Origin of the sequence: Actinorugispora endophytica (assembly GCF_004363075.1) — a bacterium.
Taxonomy (GTDB): domain Bacteria; phylum Actinomycetota; class Actinomycetes; order Streptosporangiales; family Streptosporangiaceae; genus Actinorugispora; species Actinorugispora endophytica.
In genome coordinates this window covers 30,122-47,365 of sequence record NZ_SNYN01000014.1, presented here as the reverse complement: position 1 = coordinate 47,365, position 17,244 = coordinate 30,122, and the positions used below count along the sequence as shown (strand labels likewise).

The following is a 17,244-nucleotide window of genomic DNA, read 5'->3' as shown; positions in this document are numbered from 1 at the left end:
GAAGCCTCCGACGCGGGGGTGGTTCGGCGTGCCGGTGCTTCGGGGGGTCTTTCGGCCTCACGCCACGCGGATCGCGGGGTCACGGCGGGCGGCGACGGCGGGTGAGGGTCAAGGCCGCGCCCATGATGTCCGTTGCGTGAGGGGTCCGTTGACGGTCTTGGGCTTTCTGCCCTTCCCGGCCCCGAAACGGGCAGAAAGCCCACGACCGTCAACAAAACCACCGGTGCCCGAATTCACCTCCGAGCCGGAGCTTCCCTAGCGGGCCCTGGCCGGTCCCTACTGGTCGGAGAGGTCTCTCAGGACCCGGATCGCCCGGGCGCGGCGTTCGCGGTTACGTCTGCGCAGGACGAAGAGGAAGGCCCCGGCGGCCGCCAGCAGCACGACCGCGGCCATGCCCGCGGCACCGGCGAGCAGCGGCGCGAGCAGTCCGGTGGACCCCGTGTTCGCGGTGCTCGCCTGGGTGGCGGCGGGCAGCAGGTTGGAGTCGGTGCCGCACACGACCGGGGCCGGGTCCGACTCCCGCCCCGCGCACACGGTGGTCGCCACGCGCCACAGGTCCGAGGTGGCCTCGTCCAGGCGGGCGGTGACCGTCCGCGTGGCCTCCTGGCCGGGGTCGAGTGAGACGCGCCAGAGGGCCGTCCCCTCGTGGATCTCGCCGTTCTCGTCGGCGGCCAGGAACTCCAGCTGGACGGGGGCCGTCTGCGCCAGGACGATGTCCTTGACCGGTTTCTCGCCTTCGTTGCGCAGGGTGACGATGTACCGGGTCTCCTCTCCCACGGCCATCTGGTCGCGGGCGTCGGTGATGGCGACGGAGAGCTCGGGAGCGGGCGGCGGGGGCTTGGAGGGGGACGGCGGCGGGGCTTCGGGCCTCCCGCCCGCCAGCGCCACCCCGCCGGCCTGGATCGCGGCGACACTCCCCACCGCGACGAGGACTGCGGCACCACGCGCGACGAAGTCGCTGCTCAGGACGGCCATTCCACGCACTCCCCAACGATGTCCGATCGAACAACACGAGGATAACCAAGAGCAGCCATATCAACACGGAGCGACACCGCACCCCCGCTTTCGCGCCCTGCCGTCCTGATCACGGCGGCAGTGGACGAGGAGCGGGAAAAGCGGAGCCCCCCGCGCACCGAAGCGCGCAGGGGGCTCTTTCACCCGTTCCGACCGCGTCCGGCCGGATCCGGTGCTGCTACTGCTGGACCCGCATGGGGCGGCGGCTGGTCGCGAAGACCGTCACCGCGCCGATTCCGGTGATGATCGAGGCACCGAGCACGAAGCCGCTGAGGTCGATACCGGTGACCGGCAGCTCCTCGTCGGCCTCGTCGTCGCTCTCGTCGCCGTCGTCGGAGGAGCCGTCGCGGTCGCCGTTGTCGGCGTCGTCGACGTCGCCGTTGGTGTCGCCAGCGGGACGGTCGCCGCCCCCATCGGTGTCGCCACCGGTACCGGGACGGTCGTCGCCACCGCCGCCGGGAGGCGGAGTCGGGTCGACGGGCGGGTTCTCGTCGTCGCCGTCACCCGGCGGGTCCGTGGGCGGGTCCACCGGCGGGTCCGTGGGCGGGTCCACCGGCGGGTCCGTCGGGGGGTCGACCGGCGGGTCGACCGGCGGGTCCACCGGCGGGTCCACCGGCGGGTCCACCGGCGGGTCCACCGGCGGGTCCACCGGCGGGTCCACCGGCGGGTCCACCGGCGGGTCCACGGGCGGGTCCACCGGCGGGTCGATCGGCGGGTCGATCGGAAGGTCGAGGGTGGCCACGAGCTCCACGGACAGCGCCGTCTCAGGCGCCTCCTCGACCGTGTCGGCCATAGCCGGCGCCGTCGTGAAGCCGAAGGCCAGCAGGCCCGCGGCCGTCACGCCGATCGCACGTGCCGTATAGGACATGTGTCTCCTGTTCTTTGAACGGGGGTCAGTTGGGGGAAAGGGCATAGAGGTCGTTGTCGGCCAGGACGATCGCGTGGCCGTCCAGCAGGCCCCACGGACGGGCGGCGTCCTGGTCCATCTCGATGGGTTCGCCGTCGGCTCCGACCGCCACCTGGCCGTCGTCCAGTTCACCGTAGAGCGTGCCGCCGGCCGCGCTGAGCGGGCTGAACCCGGGCAGCACCCGGTTCTCCCCGGAACCCAGGTCGACCACGATCGGCCCGTAGGCGGCCACGTCCGGACCTTCGATCCAGCGCGCGTCCGCCAGCTCTCCGGCCGCGATCACCGTGGACGAGAAGACGGAGCCGTCGTCGGCGTCGTGGACGGCGAGGATGACGCGGTCGTCCTCCTCGCTCTCCCACCGCACGACGACGTGGTTCTCGGAAGCGGTGATCACCCTGTCGAGGTCTCCGGCGTTCTCCGGTTCGGCGGGGGCGACCCTGTCGGGCTCGCCCTCGGCCGGCGCCCAGAACCACGCGTCGTTGGCGGAGGCCATGAGCACCGTGGACTGGTGGGCGAGCATGGCGCCCGTGTCGTCGGGGGCCTCGACCGGGACGAGTTCACCGTCCACGGGCAGCGACGCCCCGTCCTCGGTGGTGACGAGGGGACCGCTGCCTCCGAAGGTCACCTGGGCGTCCTCCGAGAGCTCGTAGTCCTGGGGTTCGCCTCCCTCGACGGGCCAGATCCACAGCCCTGCGGAACCCACGGCCACGACGTGGAAGCCGTCCTCGGCCGCCGCGAACCTCAGCGGCCCCTGGAGGTCGCCCACGGGGAGAGGGAGGTCGGCCTCCCAGGTGCGTCGGCCGTCCGCACCGATGACCGCGAGCTTCCCGTCCGCACCGATGACGGCGACCCTGCTGCCGTCGTCGGCGACGGCCGGGCGGGTGCCCTCGGAGAGCGGGATGCGCCAGATGGCCTCGTCGGAGAAGCCCGCCGGCGCGGGCCGCGCGTCGAAGGGGACGGTCTCGACCTCGGTCCCGGTCTCCTCCTGGGCGGCCGTGGAATCGGGCATGAACCGGACGACGATGATCCCGACGACCGCGACCAGCACGACCGCGAGCACGACCGCGGTGATGACCACCGGGAGCCTGCCGCTGCCGCCGCCGCGCGGCTTCGGCGCCTTCCGGGGCCGACTCGGGGGCGGGGTCTCGGTCAGGCCGCGGATGACCCCTCCGGGCAGCGCCTGCAACCGCTGGACGCTGAACGCGTCGCGCGCCTCGATGATGACCGGGCGGCCGATGTGGGTGGCGTACCCCGCGGCGTGGTCGAGGGCCGCCCTGCGGGTCTCCTTGGCGTCGCCGCCGCGCACCGTCCGGGTCTGGCCCTGGATGGTGACATCGGCGCTCATCTCGTCCGGGGAGATGACGACGGTCACGCGCTCCTCGACGTGGGGCGGGGTGCCGTTGCCGCTCATGACACCTCCGAGTCGGATCGGGCGGCCGGGCACGGCGAGGCCGGAAGCACGTCGCGGCCCTCTGGGGGTAGAGGCGCTGTGATCATCGCTGCTTCGAACCCGTCCGTGTACGGTGCGTGCGCGCCCCGGAAACGCGGGAGCGGTTCGTGTGGTCGGAGGGAGCCGACAGGGGGCCGGGGGGGCTGCTGGGGGACAGAGGCGATTGCCCGCCGACACGTGCGATCATACCGATCCGAAACCGGGATGGCCTGCGTTTTGCGGAGAGGAGGATCAGCCGTCCGATCAGCGCGCCCTGGCTGGAGACAGATTCGGAAGCTCTCCTGGAAAAGCCCGGTGAACTGCGCTTACAGACCGTACGGTCATTATTCGAACACGCTGCGAACAAACCGATCCCACCTTTTCCTGGGCTGCGGAGCCCGTGAAGTCGGGGCAGAAGTGGCCACATCCGGCCGCTTACTCATCCGTTGTAAACCTGACCGGAACTCGCTGCCAGGCTGTTCAGGACCGCTTGCGCAGGAAGAGGGCCGCGGCGCCGCCCAGACAGGCGAGCCCGGCCACCCCCGCGGCGATCCCGATGTACCGGAAGATATCGAAAGCCCCGGGCTCGGTGCTCCCGACCGTGACGGGAGACTCCGGGGAGTCCGGGTGGTAGGCGACGGTGAGCCGCTCCCCCTCGTCGTGGTCCGACGGGTCGAGACCGCTGAGGGAGACGTGTTCGAACCGCGTCCCCTCCACCTCGTAGCTGACGTAGACGTCGACGTCGCTCCTGCTCCGGCCGTCCGAGCTCCGCCTGGTGTCGACCTCCCTCTCCACCACGACCGCCTCGGCCCGCCCGGTGTGGTCGGAGTAGTCCGAGCCGCCCACGAGCGTGAAGACCACCCCGAGGACCAGCAGTACCAGGCCGAACACCCCCAGGACGAACCCGCCGGGGTTCCCCCCGCCCCCGAACGAGATCCGGACGCTGCGGTCGGAGGAGTTCATGGCCGTCCCCTGTCAGTCGGAAGAGAACGCGTCGGAACGCGTGACAACGGTTGGGACGCCTTCGGCCTTCGGGCGGTTCCGGTGTCCCTTACCCCCCTTTCCTGGTGATCTTGACCTTTCCGGGGTCTCAACCGCTTCTGAGGCCCCGGAAAGGTCAAGATCGCCGGGAACTTCTCGGGGTGCGCGTCCGACTTCTGAGGCGTGACTGTTTGGCGAGGAGACAGAAGGCCCCGGCGGAGGCTCCGTCCGGGCCTGCGGCTCGCGGCCGGAGCGGCGGCCGTGTGGTGCGCGGCGCTGGGCGGTGTCGTGCTCGCGGGCTCGCCCGCGGCCGCGCACGACCAGTTGATCGCGTCGACGCCGGAGGACGGGGAGCGGCTCGACAGCGCCCCGGAGGACATCACGCTGACCTTCAGCGGCGACGTCCTCGACCTCGGCGCGGCGGTGACCGTGCTGGACAGCGGATCCACCCCGGTCGCCGAGGGCGAGGCGCGCGTCGACGGCCCCGATGTCGTCCAGGGGCTGCCGCCGGACCTGCCCGACGGGGCCTACACCGTGCGGTGGCGGGTCGTCTCCGGCGACGGGCACCCCATCAGCGGGACCTTCGACTTCATCGCGGGCGACGTGCCCGAGGAGACCGACGGGCCTCCTCCGGCCACGGCCGACGGCGGGACCGCGCCACCCCCGCCCTCACCGGCCGCCGACGCGGCCGCCTCTTCCCAGACGTCCTTTCCCGTCCGGACCGTCGTCCTCGCCCTGCTGGGCGCGGCCACGGGGCTGAGCGTCTACTGCGTCGCCGTGTTCGCCGCCCGACGGCGCTCCCGGCGCGCCCCCCACCACCAGGACCAGTGACCACGGCCGGCCGCGTCCGGCCTGAGGAGAGACTCGAATGAGCACCACGAAGACCGCGTTCGCCGCGATGGCGGCGGCCGCCGCCATCGCCCTCACCGGGTGCGGCGGCCCTGTCGCGGACGCCGAGGCCCCGGCCGCCGCCGAGGACGCCACGGGCACCGCCGCGGAGTCGTTCAGCGCGGAGGACGCCTGGGTCAAGGCCGCCACCGAGGACGACGGCATGACCGGCGCCTTCGGGATCCTCGGCAACGCCTCCGGCACCGACGCCACCGTCGTCTCGGCGACCGCCTCGGGCGCGGGGATGGTCGAGCTGCACGAGGTCGTCACCGGCGACGACGGCAACTCGGTCATGCGGGAGAAGGAGGGCGGCTTCACCATCCCGGCGGGCGGGACCCACGTCCTCGAACCGGGCGCGGACCACATCATGCTGATGGCCCTGGAGAAGGACCTGGAGCCGGGCACCGAGGTCGCGGTGGCGCTGGAGTTCTCCGACGGCTCCACGGCGGAGTTCACCGCGCCGGTGAAGGCGTACGAGGGCGCCAACGAGAACTACGACGGCGGCCACGGTGACGGCCACGACGACGGCCACGCGGAGCACTGATGGACGGCGACCGGCAGGGCAGCGCGGAAAGACCCCGGACGCCGTTCAGTCGGCGGCACCTCCTCCTCGGCGGCGCCGCCGCCGGTCTCGGCGCGTCCGCCCTGGTGGGCGCGGACCTGCTCGCCGGCCGGGGCGAGCCACCCGCGCCCGCGCCCTCGCCCGCGCCCGCGCCCGAGGAGCCGGACGGGGGCGAGACCGTCCCGTTCCACGGCCCCCACCAGGCGGGGGTCGAGACCCCGCCGCAGGCGCACGCGAACTTCGTCGCGTTCGACCTGGCCGCCGACGTCGACCGGGAGAGGACGCGCCGCCTGCTGACGCTGCTGACCGACGACGTCGCGAAGCTCTCCCAGGGCGACGCCGCGCTGGCCGACTCGGAGCCCGAACTCGCCTACGTCCCGGCCCGGCTGACCGTGACCTTCGGGTTCGGTCCCGGCCTGGTCGAGCGCGTCGCCCCCGACGCCGCGCCGTCCTGGCTCCGGCCACTGCCGGAGTTCGCCGTGGACCGGCTGCGCGACGAGTGGAGCGACGGCGACCTGCTGCTGCAGGTCTGCGCCGACGACCCCCTGACCGTCGCGCACGCCACCCGGATGCTGACCAAGGACGTGCGGGCGTTCGGCGCGGTGCGCTGGGTCCAGGCCGGCTTCCGGCGGGCCCGCGGTTCGGAGGCCGCCGGGACCACGATGCGCAACCTCATGGGGCAGGTCGACGGGACCGTCAACACGGCCCCGGGCACCGACGACTTCGAGCGGATCGTCTGGGACGGCGGCGGCAACCCCGACTGGCTGCGCGGCGGCACGAGCCTGGTCATCCGCCGGATCGCGATGGACCTCGACAAGTGGGACCGCCTCGACCGGTCGGGGCGGGAGGAGTCGGTCGGCCGCCGCCTGGCCGACGGGGCCCCGTTGACGGGCTCCCGGGAGCACGACGAGCCCGACTTCGACGCCGTCACACCGCTCGGCTTCCCGGTGATCGCCGAGTTCGCGCACATCCGCCGGGCGCGAACGGACGACCCCGCCGAACGGATCTTCCGCCGCGCGTACAACTACGACCTGCCCGTCACCGGGTCCGAGGGCCAGGACGCCGGTCTCGTCTTCGCCTCGTTCCAGGCCGACGTGGACCGCCAGTTCGTTCCCATCCAGAAGCGCCTGGACGAGCTCGACCTGCTCAACGAGTGGATCAGCCCGATCGGGTCGGCGGTCTTCGCGATCCCCCCGGGCTGCGAGGAGGGCGGCTTCGTCGGCGAGACCCTGTTCGACGCCTGACCGGGAGCGGACGGGGGTCCGCCCTTCGCGCGCTCGACGGCGAGCACGGCCGCACCGACCGCCCCGCCCTCAGCACCGCCCTCGGATGAGCAGGCGGGCGGGTGGCTCCCCGGTTGTCCGTGGTGTCCGTTTCCCCTCGCTTTCCCTCCGCCGATCTTGACGTTTTCGGGGTCTGGGAAGCGGTTGAGACCCCGGAAAGGTCAAGATCAGCGGAGGGAGACCGGGTGTGCGGCACCGCGTTGGCGGCCAGCTCCGAGGTGATCAGCTCGGCCCGGTCCACGAACGCCTCGGGGACGGTGACCCCGGGGGCGATCCGCAGGACCCCGGTGACGAACCGCCGCGCGGGCGCGACGCTCTCCACCACCCCGGGGAACGAGGTGAGGCAGACGCTCACCGGCCCGCCGCCGGAACGGCGAGGCGGCAGGGTGACGGCTTCGGGACGGGAGCAGCCTGCTCCATCGAGTCTCCAGCTGTGTTGGCAGTTGGCGGCTAAGGCCCTGGTTCGGTGCTCATGGCGGGATTCCAGGTGATCACGATTCCTGCTCGAGGCCAGGTCCTGTATCTGGAGACGCGGATCTCGGGGACGCCGATCGATGATCTTGAGCCTTCTGCCCGTTTCGGATCCTGAAAGGGCGGAAAGCCCATGATCGTCGCGAGCGAGGGCAGGAGTGGTTCCCTGCCCGCCGCGTCACGGACGTCCGGCGGATACGCGCGGGCCTCCAGTCCCACCCGCCGTCGCCGCCCGCCGTCACAGGCCCCGAGCGGACCCCGACCCGACAGAGCCCGGAACACCCCCGCGACCGGTAGAAACCCCTGTGCGGGTCGCGGGGGGCGCTCGGCGCGGGACGTGCGCCCGGGGTCAGCTCCCGCTTCGCAACCGGGCTCTGGCCCGGCGCATGCCGGACAGCCAGCGGTCGCGGTCGGAGGCGCGGCGCTGCTCCATGACGGCGGCCTGGGGTTGGGGCAGGATCAGGAACCGGCCCTCGGTCAGGGCCGCGACCACGGACTCGGCCACGTCGGCGGGTTCGAGGTAGTCGCCGCCCAGGCGGGTGGCGGCGTCGGGTCCGTCGTCGGCGGTCATCGCGGTGTTGACGCCGAGGGGGCACAGGCAGGAGACGTCGACGCCCTCGTCGCCGTGCCGGATCGCCAGCCACTCGGCGAGGGCGACCGCGCCGTGCTTGGTCACCGAGTAGGGGGCCGAGTCGATGTTGGTGACCAGGCCCGCCGCCGACGCGGTGACGAGCAGGTGGCCGGAGCCGCGTTCGACCATCCGGGGGATCAGCAGGCGGGCGACGTGCACGTGCGCCTGGACGTGGAGCCGCCAGGTGACGTCCCACTCGTCGGCGGAGCCCAGCCCGCCGCCGGTGCCGACCCCGGCGTTGGAGCACCACAGGTCGATGGGGCCCTCCCGCTCGACCGCGTCGATCACCCCGGCCACGGCGGCGGGGTCGGTGACGTCCAGCGCGCACCCCCGCGCGCTCCCGCCAAGCCCGGCGGCCGCGGCCTCGGCGCGTTCGCCGTCCAGGTCGGCGATCACCACGCGCGCCGCGCCTTCGGCGAGGAAGCGTTCGGCGAGCGCGTACCCGATGCCGTTCGCGCCACCGGTGACGACGATCGTCCGGCCGGGGAAGATGAACGGTCGGCCCATGGAAGGGGTCCTCTCTACGCGGCCCTCTCGGGTTGTCCACAGGTAAGTACTGTCTGGCCCCGGAGCCAGGGCGGCGCCGGGGATGGTGGGAGCCGGGAGCAGGCGGCTTCACGATTCGGGTGCGGGCGGCCCCCCTTTGGGAGGGCGGGGTGTGTCTTCGGGGCGGTCCGGCGCGGTTACGCGGGCACCCCCACCAGCCGCCCCACGCTCCCCCCGTCGGCGAGCCGCTGGACGCCGTCGGGCAGCGCCTCCAGGGCGAGGGTCTCGCTGACCGCGGGCCTGACGAGCCCTCGCTCTGCCAGTGCGGTCAGCTCCTCGTGGCACCGGGCCACCAGGGCGGGGTCGCGCTTGTTGTACAGGCCCCAGTGCAGGCCCACCAGCGAGTAGTTCTTGATCAGCGCGTGGTTGAGGCCGGGGGTCGGGATGGTCCCGCTCGCGAAGCCGATGACCAGGATACGGCCCTCGAAGGCCACGCACTTGGTGGAGCGGGTGAAGGAGTCCCCGCCGACCGGGTCGTAGACGACGTCGGCCCCGCGCCCCTCCGTGGCCTCCTTCACCACCGACACGAAGTCGTCGGCGTGCCGGTCCACGACGATGTCCGCGCCGAGGTCCCGGGCGTACCCGGCCTTCGCCGCGCCGCCGACCACCCCGATCACCCGCGCGCCCGCGGCCTTGGCCAGTTGGACCGCCGCGCTGCCCACCCCGCCCGCCGCCGCGTGCACCAGGACCGTCTCGCCCCGGCGCAGCCCCGCGCGGCGGTGCAGCGCGAACCATCCCGTCTGGTAGCCGATGAACAGCGCGGACGCCTCCTCGTCGGTGAGGGAGGGCGGGGCGGGGAACACCCGGCCCGCGTCCATGAGCGCGTACTCGGCGAACGCCCCGGCGGGCAGTGCCGGGGAGCCGATCACCCGCTCGCCCTCGGTCCGCCCGGTGACGCCGTCGCCCAGGCCGGCGACCTCGCCGCACAGCTCCACCCCCGGGGTGAAGGGCAGCGGCGGCTTCTCCTGGTAGAGCCCCCGGCACATGAGCGCGTCGGGGAAGTTGACCCCGGCGGCGCGCACCCGCACCAGGACCTGGCCCGGCCCCGGCTCGGGAACCGCCACCTCGTCGAGGCGCAGGACGTCCTTGGGCTCGCCCAGCTCGTGGACCCGCAACGCTTTCACCGTCTGCCTCCGACATCCCGGGATACCGACCAGTCGGTCACGAGTGAATCGTCTGGCGGGCCCTCCCGTCAAGCCCGGAGGCCGACGCCTTTGGGGTAGATTCGCTGGGGAAGTCGACGAGGAGACGAGTACCGGTGACTGTTGCAGCGCATACCCCGACCAGCAAGAACTCCGAAGCGGTCGGTGAGGCTGCGCGGCGGCGCACGTTCGCGGTCATCTCGCACCCGGACGCCGGAAAGTCCACCCTCACCGAGGCGCTCGCGCTGCACGCGGCGGCCATCACCTCGGCCGGGGCGGTGCACGGCAAGGGCGACCGCAAGGGCGTGACCTCGGACTGGATGGAGATGGAGCAGGCCCGCGGCATCTCCATCACCTCGGCCGCCCTGCGCATCGACTACGACGGCCACGTGCTCAACCTCCTCGACACGCCCGGCCACGCCGACTTCTCCGAGGACACCTACCGGGTGCTGGCCGCGGTCGACGCCGCCATCATGCTGCTGGACTCGGCCAAGGGCCTGGAGCCGCAGACCCTGAAGCTGTTCGACGTGGCGCGCAACCAGGGCATCCCGGTCATCACCTTCGTCAACAAGTGGGACCGGCCCGGCCGCGAGCCCCTGGAGCTGCTGGACGAGATCGAGCAGCGCATCGGGCTGCGTCCCACCCCGCTGAACTGGCCCGTGGGCATCGCCGGGGACTTCCGCGGCCTCGTCGACCGCAACGGCGGCGGCTACGTCAAACTCCACCGCACCCCCGGCGGCGCCACCAAGGCCCGCGAGGAGCGCCTCACCGACGAGCAGGCCGCCCGGCTCGAGGGCCCGGCCTGGGAGCAGGCGGTCGAGGAGCTCGAACTCATGACCGAGATCGGCGCGGACTACGACCCCGAGTCGTTCCTGGCGGGCAAGTCCTCGCCCGTGATGTTCGGCGCGGCGCTGCCCAACTTCGGCGTCGCCCAGCTGCTGCGCACCCTCGTGGACATCGCCCCGGCGCCCACCCCCCGCGCCGACAACCAGGGCCGCCCCCGCCCGGTCGAGGCGCCGTTCTCGGGGCTGGTGTTCAAGATGCAGGCCAACATGGACAAGGCCCACCGCGACCGGATGGCGTTCGTGCGCATCTGCTCGGGCCGCTTCGACCGCGGCATGGTCCTGACCCACGCCGCCACCGGCAAGCCCTTCGCCACCAAGTACACCCAGGCCGTGTTCGGCAGCGAGCGCCACACCATCGACACCGCGTTCGCGGGCGACGTGATCGCGCTGGTCAACGCCCAGTCGCTGCGCGTGGGCGACACCCTCTACGACGGCCCCAAGGTCGAGTTCCCGCCCATCCCCAGCTTCGCGCCCGAGCACTTCGCCGTGGCCCGCGCCATCGACGTGAGCCGCTACAAGCAGTTCCGCCGCGGCATCGACCAGCTCGACTCCGAGGGCGTCGTCCAGGTCCTGGTCTCGGACGTGCGCGGCGACCAGGCCCCCGTCCTGGCCGCCGTGGGCCCGCTCCAGTTCGACGTGGTCAAGCACCGCATGGAGCACGAGTTCAACGCCCCCATCGAACTCGCCCACCTGGACTACGGCACCGCCCGCCGCACCGACCCCGACTCCGCCCCCGCCCTGCACGGCCTGTCCGGCGCCGAGGTCCTGACCCGCCGCTCCGACAACGAGCTGCTGGTCCTGGTGCACAACAAGTGGCGGCTCAAGGTCATCCAGCGCGACCACCCCGACCTCACCCTCGACGTCCTCCTCGCCGGAGGCGTCGAGGAGGAGGGCTGACGGCGGACGCGCGCCCGCGGCGCCCCGTCCGCCGGCCCGAACCCCGCGGACGGCGCTCCGGACCGGCGGACGGCCGGGGTCACCCGGCGTCGTCGTACGCGGCGAAGTAGTCGTCGGAGGCGATGGGCGCGCCGAGCAGGTCGTTGGAGACGCCGAACGCCCCCACCAGCTCCTCCGAGTGGGGCAGGAGCCGCAGGTCGAGCTCTGCCACCAGGTCGGGCAGGCCCCGGACCTGGTCGGGGGAGAGCACGCCCTCGCACAGGTACCAGCTCGCGTCCCGGGACACCTCGGCCAGCGCGAAGCGGAGGAGGACGGACCCGAGCAGTTCCCGGCTCTCCTCGTGCTCCGCGCGCGCCACGGCTTCCGCGAACTCCTCGACCGCGCGGCGCACGCCGTGGGCCCTGCCGAACTCGGCCGCCCTCGGACTGGTGGTGTTCCAGGTCGTGAACGCGTCCGCCCCGCTCCTCCGGGTGTCGGCCAGGAGAGAGCGCGCGTCGTCGTACAGGCGGCGTTCACGGTGGCGGAAGAGACGCGCGAGCTGTTCGGGGGTCCGCAGGGAGTCGGGGGCCGCCATGTCGGGCGCGGCGTCGGCCGGCGGCGTGTAGGCGAGCCCGAGCAGCATCTCGTGCGCCGCGTCGAGCAGGACCACCTGGTTGTCGCCTTCGGCCGTCACCGTGCCCTGGGCCAGCGCGACATAGGTCGCGATGCGGTTGCGCGAGAACATGCCCTGGGCCCCGCAGCGCTCACGGCAGGTCGCGATCGCGTCCTGGGCCGCCCAGGACGCGACCGCCTTGGTGATGGCCAGCTCGTGCTTCGCCTCGCCGGAACCGGCGTCCCGGCCGCTGGAGTGGAGCCGCTTCGCCGCGTTCACCAGGAAGGTCATCGCGTACATCTCCGCCATCGCGGCGAGCAGCGCGTCGTGGTGGGTGCGGTGGGCCATGACCGGCACGGACCGCCCCGACGAGGCGACCCGTCTGCGATTGCCGTAGCGGACGGCGATGTACACCCCGGCCCGGGCGGCGGCGACCACCCCGGAGGTCAGGCACACCTTCCCCGTCTGCACCCGCTGCATGGCGCGCGCGAACCGCAGGCGTCTGGTGCTGGCGCTGCCGGCGCCCCCGCCCGCGACCACGTCCTCACCGCCGTCGAGCAGGTGGGCGCGTGGTACCCGGACCCCGTCGAACGTGGTGATGGCGTTGTCCAGCGCCAGCCCCGGCTTGTCCCCGAGCGGCTGGACGCGCACGCCGGGGCACGTGCCGTCCCCGTCCCGGATTCGCACCACGAACGGGAAGACCCCCTCATCCCTCCCCTCGACCTCCAGCCGGGCGAGGACGACGCCCAGCTTCGCCACCCCGGAGAGCCCCGTGTTGGGCATGAACTTGCGGGCCTCCGGACCCGGCGTGGTGATCACGAACTCATCGGCCTCCCGGTCGTAGACCGCCTTGGTCCGCATCGCCGCCACGTTGTTGCCGTAGCCGAGCTCGGTCGCCAGGAAGACCCCGATCGAGTCCATGCGCTCCAGTTCCCCGAGCAGGGCGTCGATCTCGGGGCGGCCTCCACCGAGCGCGGCGATCGTGCCGATGCAGAGGTTGTAGTGGATCGTCATCATCGACACCATGGTCGGGTCGACGACGGCCGCCCACTCGTGCAACGAGAAGAAGCGGTCCGCGCCGGTGGAGACCAGCTCCCGCGCCGGTTCCATCCGACTGCCGACATGGCGGAGCCCGCGGTAGGAGCGCTCGGCGTTCTCCGCGGGGCTCATGCCGTCCACGGGGGTGAAGAGCTCGTCGGCGAACAGGTCGGCGAACCGCTCGTCGTCGACGCAGCGGCCGTCGCTCAGCAGAAGGCGCAGCTCCGCCGCTGCCTCATACGGGATCTGCCCGGCTCCGGGGAGGGGCGGGCGGGGGGAAGTGTTCACGGAGGGCATCAGTGCTCCTGGCGCGGAAGTGTGCGGGGGGCTCTACGGTCGACGCGGGTCAGGGGGCCGCGACGAGCAGCGCGGCGTTCTGGCCGCCGAACCCGAACGAGGTGCTCATCACCATGTCGGCCCTCTGGGCACGCGGGGCGGAGGCGACCACGTCCACTCGGATCTCGGGATCGAGGACTTCGAGGTTGGCGGTGGGCGGCACCATCCGGTGCTCGATGCTCAGGGTCGAGTAGACCGCCTCGGCCGCACCGGCCGCGGCCAGCATGTGTCCGGTGACCCCCTTGGTCGAGGTCACCGACACCTCCTCCCCGAACAGCGCGTGGATGGCCCGGCCCTCGGCGAGGTCGTTCAGTTTCGTGGACGTCCCGTGCGCGTTGACGTGGTCGACGTCGTGGCCGGCGGCGTCCGCGTCGGCGAGGGCGGCGCGCATGGCCGCCAGCGCGCCGACTCCCTCCGGATGGGGGCTGGTCACGTGGTGCGCGTCGGCGGACGCCCCGTAGCCGGCCAGCCGCGCGTGGACGCGCGCGCCGCGTGCCCGGGCGTCGCCCTCCCGTTCCAGGACCACGACGCCCGCCCCCTCCGCCGCCACGAACCCGTCGCGGTCGCGGTCGAAGGGCCGCGAGGCGGTGGCCGGGTCCGCGGTGCGCTTCGTCAGGGCCCCCATGCGGGCGAAGGCGGACAGGATGAGCCGGTCCAGCGACGCGTCGGCCCCTCCGGCGACGGCGATGTCGCACGCGCCGGACCTCAGCATCTGCCGCGCGGTGCCGATCGCGGTGGCCCCCGAGGCGCAGGCCGTCGACACGGTCAGGTTGGGTCCCGTGGCGCGGAGGTCGATCGCGAGATGGCCCGCGACCATGTTCCCCAGTCCCATCGGCAGCGTCAGCGGGGAGACCGCCTCCGGGCCCCGGTCGAGCAGCCTGACGTGCTGGGCCGTCACTGTGGCGATACCGCCCACCGAACATCCCATCACCACCGCCACCCGCGCGCCGTCCCAGGTGTCCGGGCTCAGTCCGGCGTCGCCGACGGCCTCCCGGGCCGCCACGATCGCCAGCTGGCTGAAGCGGTCCAGGCGGCGGGCGGCGGGCCGTCCCAGCAGCAGGTCCGCGTCGAAACCCGGGACGGGGCACTGGAGTTGCGCGCCGAGTCGGCCCAGGTCCGGTCCTGGCACGGCCGCGGACTCGCCGGAGCACAGGCGCGTCCAGTTCTCGGTGACGCCGATCCCGGCGGGGGTGACCAGTCCCCGCCCCGTGATCACCACGCTCTGGTCGACCATCAGGCCGGACCGGTCTTGCCGTCGACCAGCTCCACGACGTCACCGACCGTGACGACCGCTGCCATTTCCTCACCGCTGATGAAGACCCCGAACTGGTCGCTGACGACCACCGAGAACTCCACCAGGTCCAGGGAGTCGGTCAGAAGCTCGCCGAGTTCGGCGTTCTCCTTTACCTCCCCTTCGGGAACACTGAACTTTGCGGAGAGAATTCCGGCAACTGTTTCAATCGTCTTGGACACAAAACCACCAGGGATGCGGAGGGGAATATTTTCAAAAGGAAATCGACAATTCCCCATGCCGTCGGAGCTCTTCTTCCCTCACCTCCGCCGCTATTCGACAGCAAAGGAACCGAGGATGAACTCCGAGGTCGAAACAGGGAAACAGCGGTCGACAATCAAGGCACAGCCGAACTTCCGATCAGCCTGCGCCAATCATCTCCACGACCGGGTCGAATTCCGATAACGCTCGAAGAATCTCAAGGTCAGCAACCATTTGTCAAGATCAGTTAAATAGATCACAGTGGTCGCAGGGCTTCCGGGGAAACCCCGGACACGGCCGCGCCGACCGGTTGAGGACACCGTCGAGCGGGGTCCGGCCGACGCCCCCTCGCCCCGCCGAGCCCTGTCAGTGCACCACCGCGACCGGTCCGTGGGCGCCGTGGAGGACCGACTGGCTCACCGAGCCCAGCAGCAGTCCTCCGAAGCCGCCCCGGCCCCGGGAGCCGACGACGATCAGGTCGGCCGGGGTCGCGGTCTCCAGCAGGGCCACCACCGGATGGGCGCGGACCTCGCGGGCGTCGACCCGCACCCGCGGGTACCGCGCGCGCAGGTCCGCTATCGCCGCTTCGAGGGTCTCCCGGGCGCTGGTGGCGATGGACTCCTCGTCGAAGACCTCGGCCGGAAGCGGCCCCATGGTCATGGCGAAGGCGGTGATGGGCTGCCAGGCGCAGACCGCGATCAGGTCGATGCCGCGCGTGTCCGCCTGCGCGAAGGCGAACTCCGCGGCGCGCATCCCGCTCTCCGAGCCGTCGACGCCGACGACGATGCGGGCCCTCGCCCCGCGCACGGCCTCGTGCTTCTTCGGCAGCACCACCACCGGGATGGGGGCGTGCGCCGCCAGCTCCACGCCCACCGACCCCGCGAAGGCCGACGCCAGACTGCCGCGCCCGCGCGAGCCGACGACGATCGCCGCGGCCCCCGGCTCCCCGGCGACCTCCAGCAGCGCGTCGACGGGGCGCCGCAGGATCAGCCGGGTCCGCGCGTCCACCTCGGGATAGAGGCGGCCGATCCAGCCCGCGGCATAGTCCAGCAGCGCCTGCGCGTCCTTGACCTGCGGTGATTCCTCGGCCTCCGAGTACGAGGCGATCAGGCCGCCGAACGGTCCGTCGCTTTCGCCCGCCTCGACCGCCGTCACGATGTGCAGCCCCAGCCCGCGCAGCTGCGCCTCGTTCGCCGACCACTCGAGGGCGTACCGACTGGAGTCGGAACCGTCCACCCCGACGATCACCCTGCGCGCCTCGGCCGTCCCGTTCATCCGCTCCGCCCCGTCCCTGCCTCGCCGTCGTGCCGCCGCCTCCACCCGGTGGCGACTCCGGTCGTATACCCAGAGGATCCCGGATCAGCCACCGGGCCGACGGCCCCGCGGCCCCCGTGTCCAAGGACCGGCGGGTGGGTCTGCCCCCGCTCGGCGACCACCTCAGTAAATTACTGATAGTAGTCAATGAAAACTGGGGGTAGTCATTGGATGTCACGGCGAATGCGGCGCGAGCGGGGCGGACGCACGCCGCGCGGGCGATGGGCCGGACGTCGGCGCTGATCGCGGCGGGCTGCTACTCGCTGTGGCTGCTGGAGTTCGGGCTGGATACGGGGCTCCGGCCCTCGCTGAGTTTCGTGGGGGAACTGGCCGCCGCCGACCAGCCGTACGCCTGGCTGTTCGGCGCGGGCGACCGCGCGACAGGGGTCCTCGCCGCGCTCGCCGCGGTGCTCGGCCTGTGGTCGGGCGAACGCGGCCGGTGGCACCGGGTGGGCTGGCTCGGCCTCGGCGGCTTCGGCCTGGCGGTGGCCGTGGATTCGTTCCTGCCGATGGACTGCGCGGTCTCGGCCGACACCGCCTGCGCCGCCGCCGAGACCGCCGGGACCCTGTCCGCGGTGCACGCCTGGCACACGGTGAGCAGCGGCCTGGCCGGGGCGGCGGCACTGGTCGGCGCGGCGGGCCTGGCCATCGCCCTGCGCGGGCGCGGCGGGAGGCCGTTCCTGGCGGCGGCCGGCGTCCTGGGCACGCAGGCGGTGGCGATGATCGCGGTGCTGCTCCTGCTGTCGGCGGGTTCGGGGCAGCCCGTGGAGGGCTTCGGCCTGGTCCAGCGGATCCGGTCCGGCGGCGTCGCGGCGTGGCTGGTGGCGGTGGCGTACCTGCCGGGGGTGTGGTGGCCCCGGACCGGCGGCGCGTGAC

Annotated in this window: 15 protein-coding genes; 5 read left to right on the top strand and 10 right to left on the bottom strand. The window is 72.7% G+C overall.

What is annotated here, in order from left to right; genetic code table 11:
* Positions 1 to 276: 276 nt before the first annotated feature.
* The 4 genes from EV190_RS16105 to EV190_RS16090 all read right to left on the bottom strand — a co-directional run bounded on the left by EV190_RS16105 (position 277) and on the right by EV190_RS16090 (position 4,313).
* On the bottom strand, positions 277 to 975 hold the full coding sequence (locus EV190_RS16105; protein ID WP_133742397.1) for a DUF11 domain-containing protein: 699 nt from the start codon (positions 973 to 975) through the stop codon (positions 277 to 279).
* 217 nt (positions 976 to 1,192) lie between these two features.
* Positions 1,193 to 1,882: a hypothetical protein gene (locus EV190_RS16100; protein ID WP_133742396.1), complete on the bottom strand. Its 690-nt coding sequence runs from the start codon at positions 1,880 to 1,882 to the stop codon at positions 1,193 to 1,195.
* A 25-nt stretch (positions 1,883 to 1,907) separates the two neighbouring features.
* On the bottom strand, positions 1,908 to 3,332 hold the full coding sequence (locus tag EV190_RS16095) for a hypothetical protein (protein WP_133742395.1): 1,425 nt from the start codon (positions 3,330 to 3,332) through the stop codon (positions 1,908 to 1,910).
* Between the two features lie 498 nt (positions 3,333 to 3,830).
* A complete protein-coding gene (locus EV190_RS16090) occupies positions 3,831 to 4,313 on the bottom strand; it encodes a DUF3592 domain-containing protein (protein ID WP_133742394.1) in 483 nt (160 codons plus the stop codon).
* A gap of 201 nt (positions 4,314 to 4,514) precedes the next feature.
* Here EV190_RS16090 and EV190_RS16085 point away from each other — a divergent pair, with 201 nt between their 5' ends.
* Genes EV190_RS16085 through EV190_RS16075 form a run of 3 tightly spaced genes read left to right on the top strand, consistent with a single transcriptional unit; the run spans position 4,515 to position 7,025 of the window.
* Positions 4,515 to 5,162: a copper resistance CopC family protein gene (locus tag EV190_RS16085; RefSeq protein ID WP_133742393.1), complete on the top strand. Its 648-nt coding sequence runs from the start codon at positions 4,515 to 4,517 to the stop codon at positions 5,160 to 5,162.
* A gap of 37 nt (positions 5,163 to 5,199) precedes the next feature.
* Entirely contained in the window at positions 5,200 to 5,763 is a 564-nt protein-coding gene (locus tag EV190_RS16080) for a copper chaperone PCu(A)C (protein WP_133742392.1), read from the top strand.
* Positions 5,763 to 7,025: a Dyp-type peroxidase gene (locus tag EV190_RS16075; RefSeq protein ID WP_133742391.1), complete on the top strand. Its 1,263-nt coding sequence runs from the start codon at positions 5,763 to 5,765 to the stop codon at positions 7,023 to 7,025. The genes EV190_RS16080 and EV190_RS16075 overlap by 1 nt, the downstream gene beginning before the upstream one ends.
* Positions 7,026 to 7,884: 859 nt before the next feature.
* Here the strand turns inward: EV190_RS16075 and EV190_RS16070 are convergent.
* Both EV190_RS16070 and EV190_RS16065 read right to left on the bottom strand, forming a co-directional pair.
* Positions 7,885 to 8,673: an SDR family oxidoreductase gene (locus tag EV190_RS16070; protein WP_133742390.1), complete on the bottom strand. Its 789-nt coding sequence runs from the start codon at positions 8,671 to 8,673 to the stop codon at positions 7,885 to 7,887.
* Between the two features lie 176 nt (positions 8,674 to 8,849).
* Entirely contained in the window at positions 8,850 to 9,836 is a 987-nt protein-coding gene (locus EV190_RS16065) for an NADPH:quinone oxidoreductase family protein (RefSeq protein ID WP_133742389.1), read from the bottom strand.
* Between the two features lie 134 nt (positions 9,837 to 9,970).
* On the opposite strand from EV190_RS16065, the gene EV190_RS16060 reads away from it, so the two are divergent.
* Entirely contained in the window at positions 9,971 to 11,596 is a 1,626-nt protein-coding gene (locus tag EV190_RS16060) for a peptide chain release factor 3 (RefSeq protein ID WP_133742388.1), read from the top strand.
* Positions 11,597 to 11,675: 79 nt separating this feature from the next.
* On the opposite strand, the gene EV190_RS16055 is transcribed toward EV190_RS16060, so the two are convergent.
* From EV190_RS16055 to EV190_RS16040, 4 genes are all read right to left on the bottom strand, one after another.
* Positions 11,676 to 13,514: an acyl-CoA dehydrogenase family protein gene (locus tag EV190_RS16055; protein WP_133742387.1), complete on the bottom strand. Its 1,839-nt coding sequence runs from the start codon at positions 13,512 to 13,514 to the stop codon at positions 11,676 to 11,678.
* Positions 13,515 to 13,572: 58 nt separating this feature from the next.
* Positions 13,573 to 14,796 carry a beta-ketoacyl-[acyl-carrier-protein] synthase family protein gene (locus EV190_RS16050; RefSeq protein ID WP_133742386.1) on the bottom strand — a complete coding sequence of 408 codons (1,224 nt, stop codon included), beginning with the start codon at positions 14,794 to 14,796 and terminating at the stop codon, positions 13,573 to 13,575.
* Entirely contained in the window at positions 14,796 to 15,035 is a 240-nt protein-coding gene (locus EV190_RS16045; protein ID WP_166655476.1) for an acyl carrier protein, read from the bottom strand. The genes EV190_RS16050 and EV190_RS16045 overlap by 1 nt, the downstream gene beginning before the upstream one ends.
* 385 nt (positions 15,036 to 15,420) lie before the next feature.
* Positions 15,421 to 16,329, bottom strand: a complete 909-nt coding sequence (locus EV190_RS16040; protein ID WP_133742384.1) for a universal stress protein — start codon at positions 16,327 to 16,329, stop codon at positions 15,421 to 15,423.
* 260 nt (positions 16,330 to 16,589) lie between these two features.
* Between EV190_RS16040 and EV190_RS16035 the strand changes: the two genes are divergently transcribed.
* Positions 16,590 to 17,243 carry a DUF998 domain-containing protein gene (locus EV190_RS16035; RefSeq protein ID WP_133742383.1) on the top strand — a complete coding sequence of 218 codons (654 nt, stop codon included), beginning with the start codon at positions 16,590 to 16,592 and terminating at the stop codon, positions 17,241 to 17,243.
* The last annotated feature ends 1 nt before the right edge of the window (position 17,244 follow it).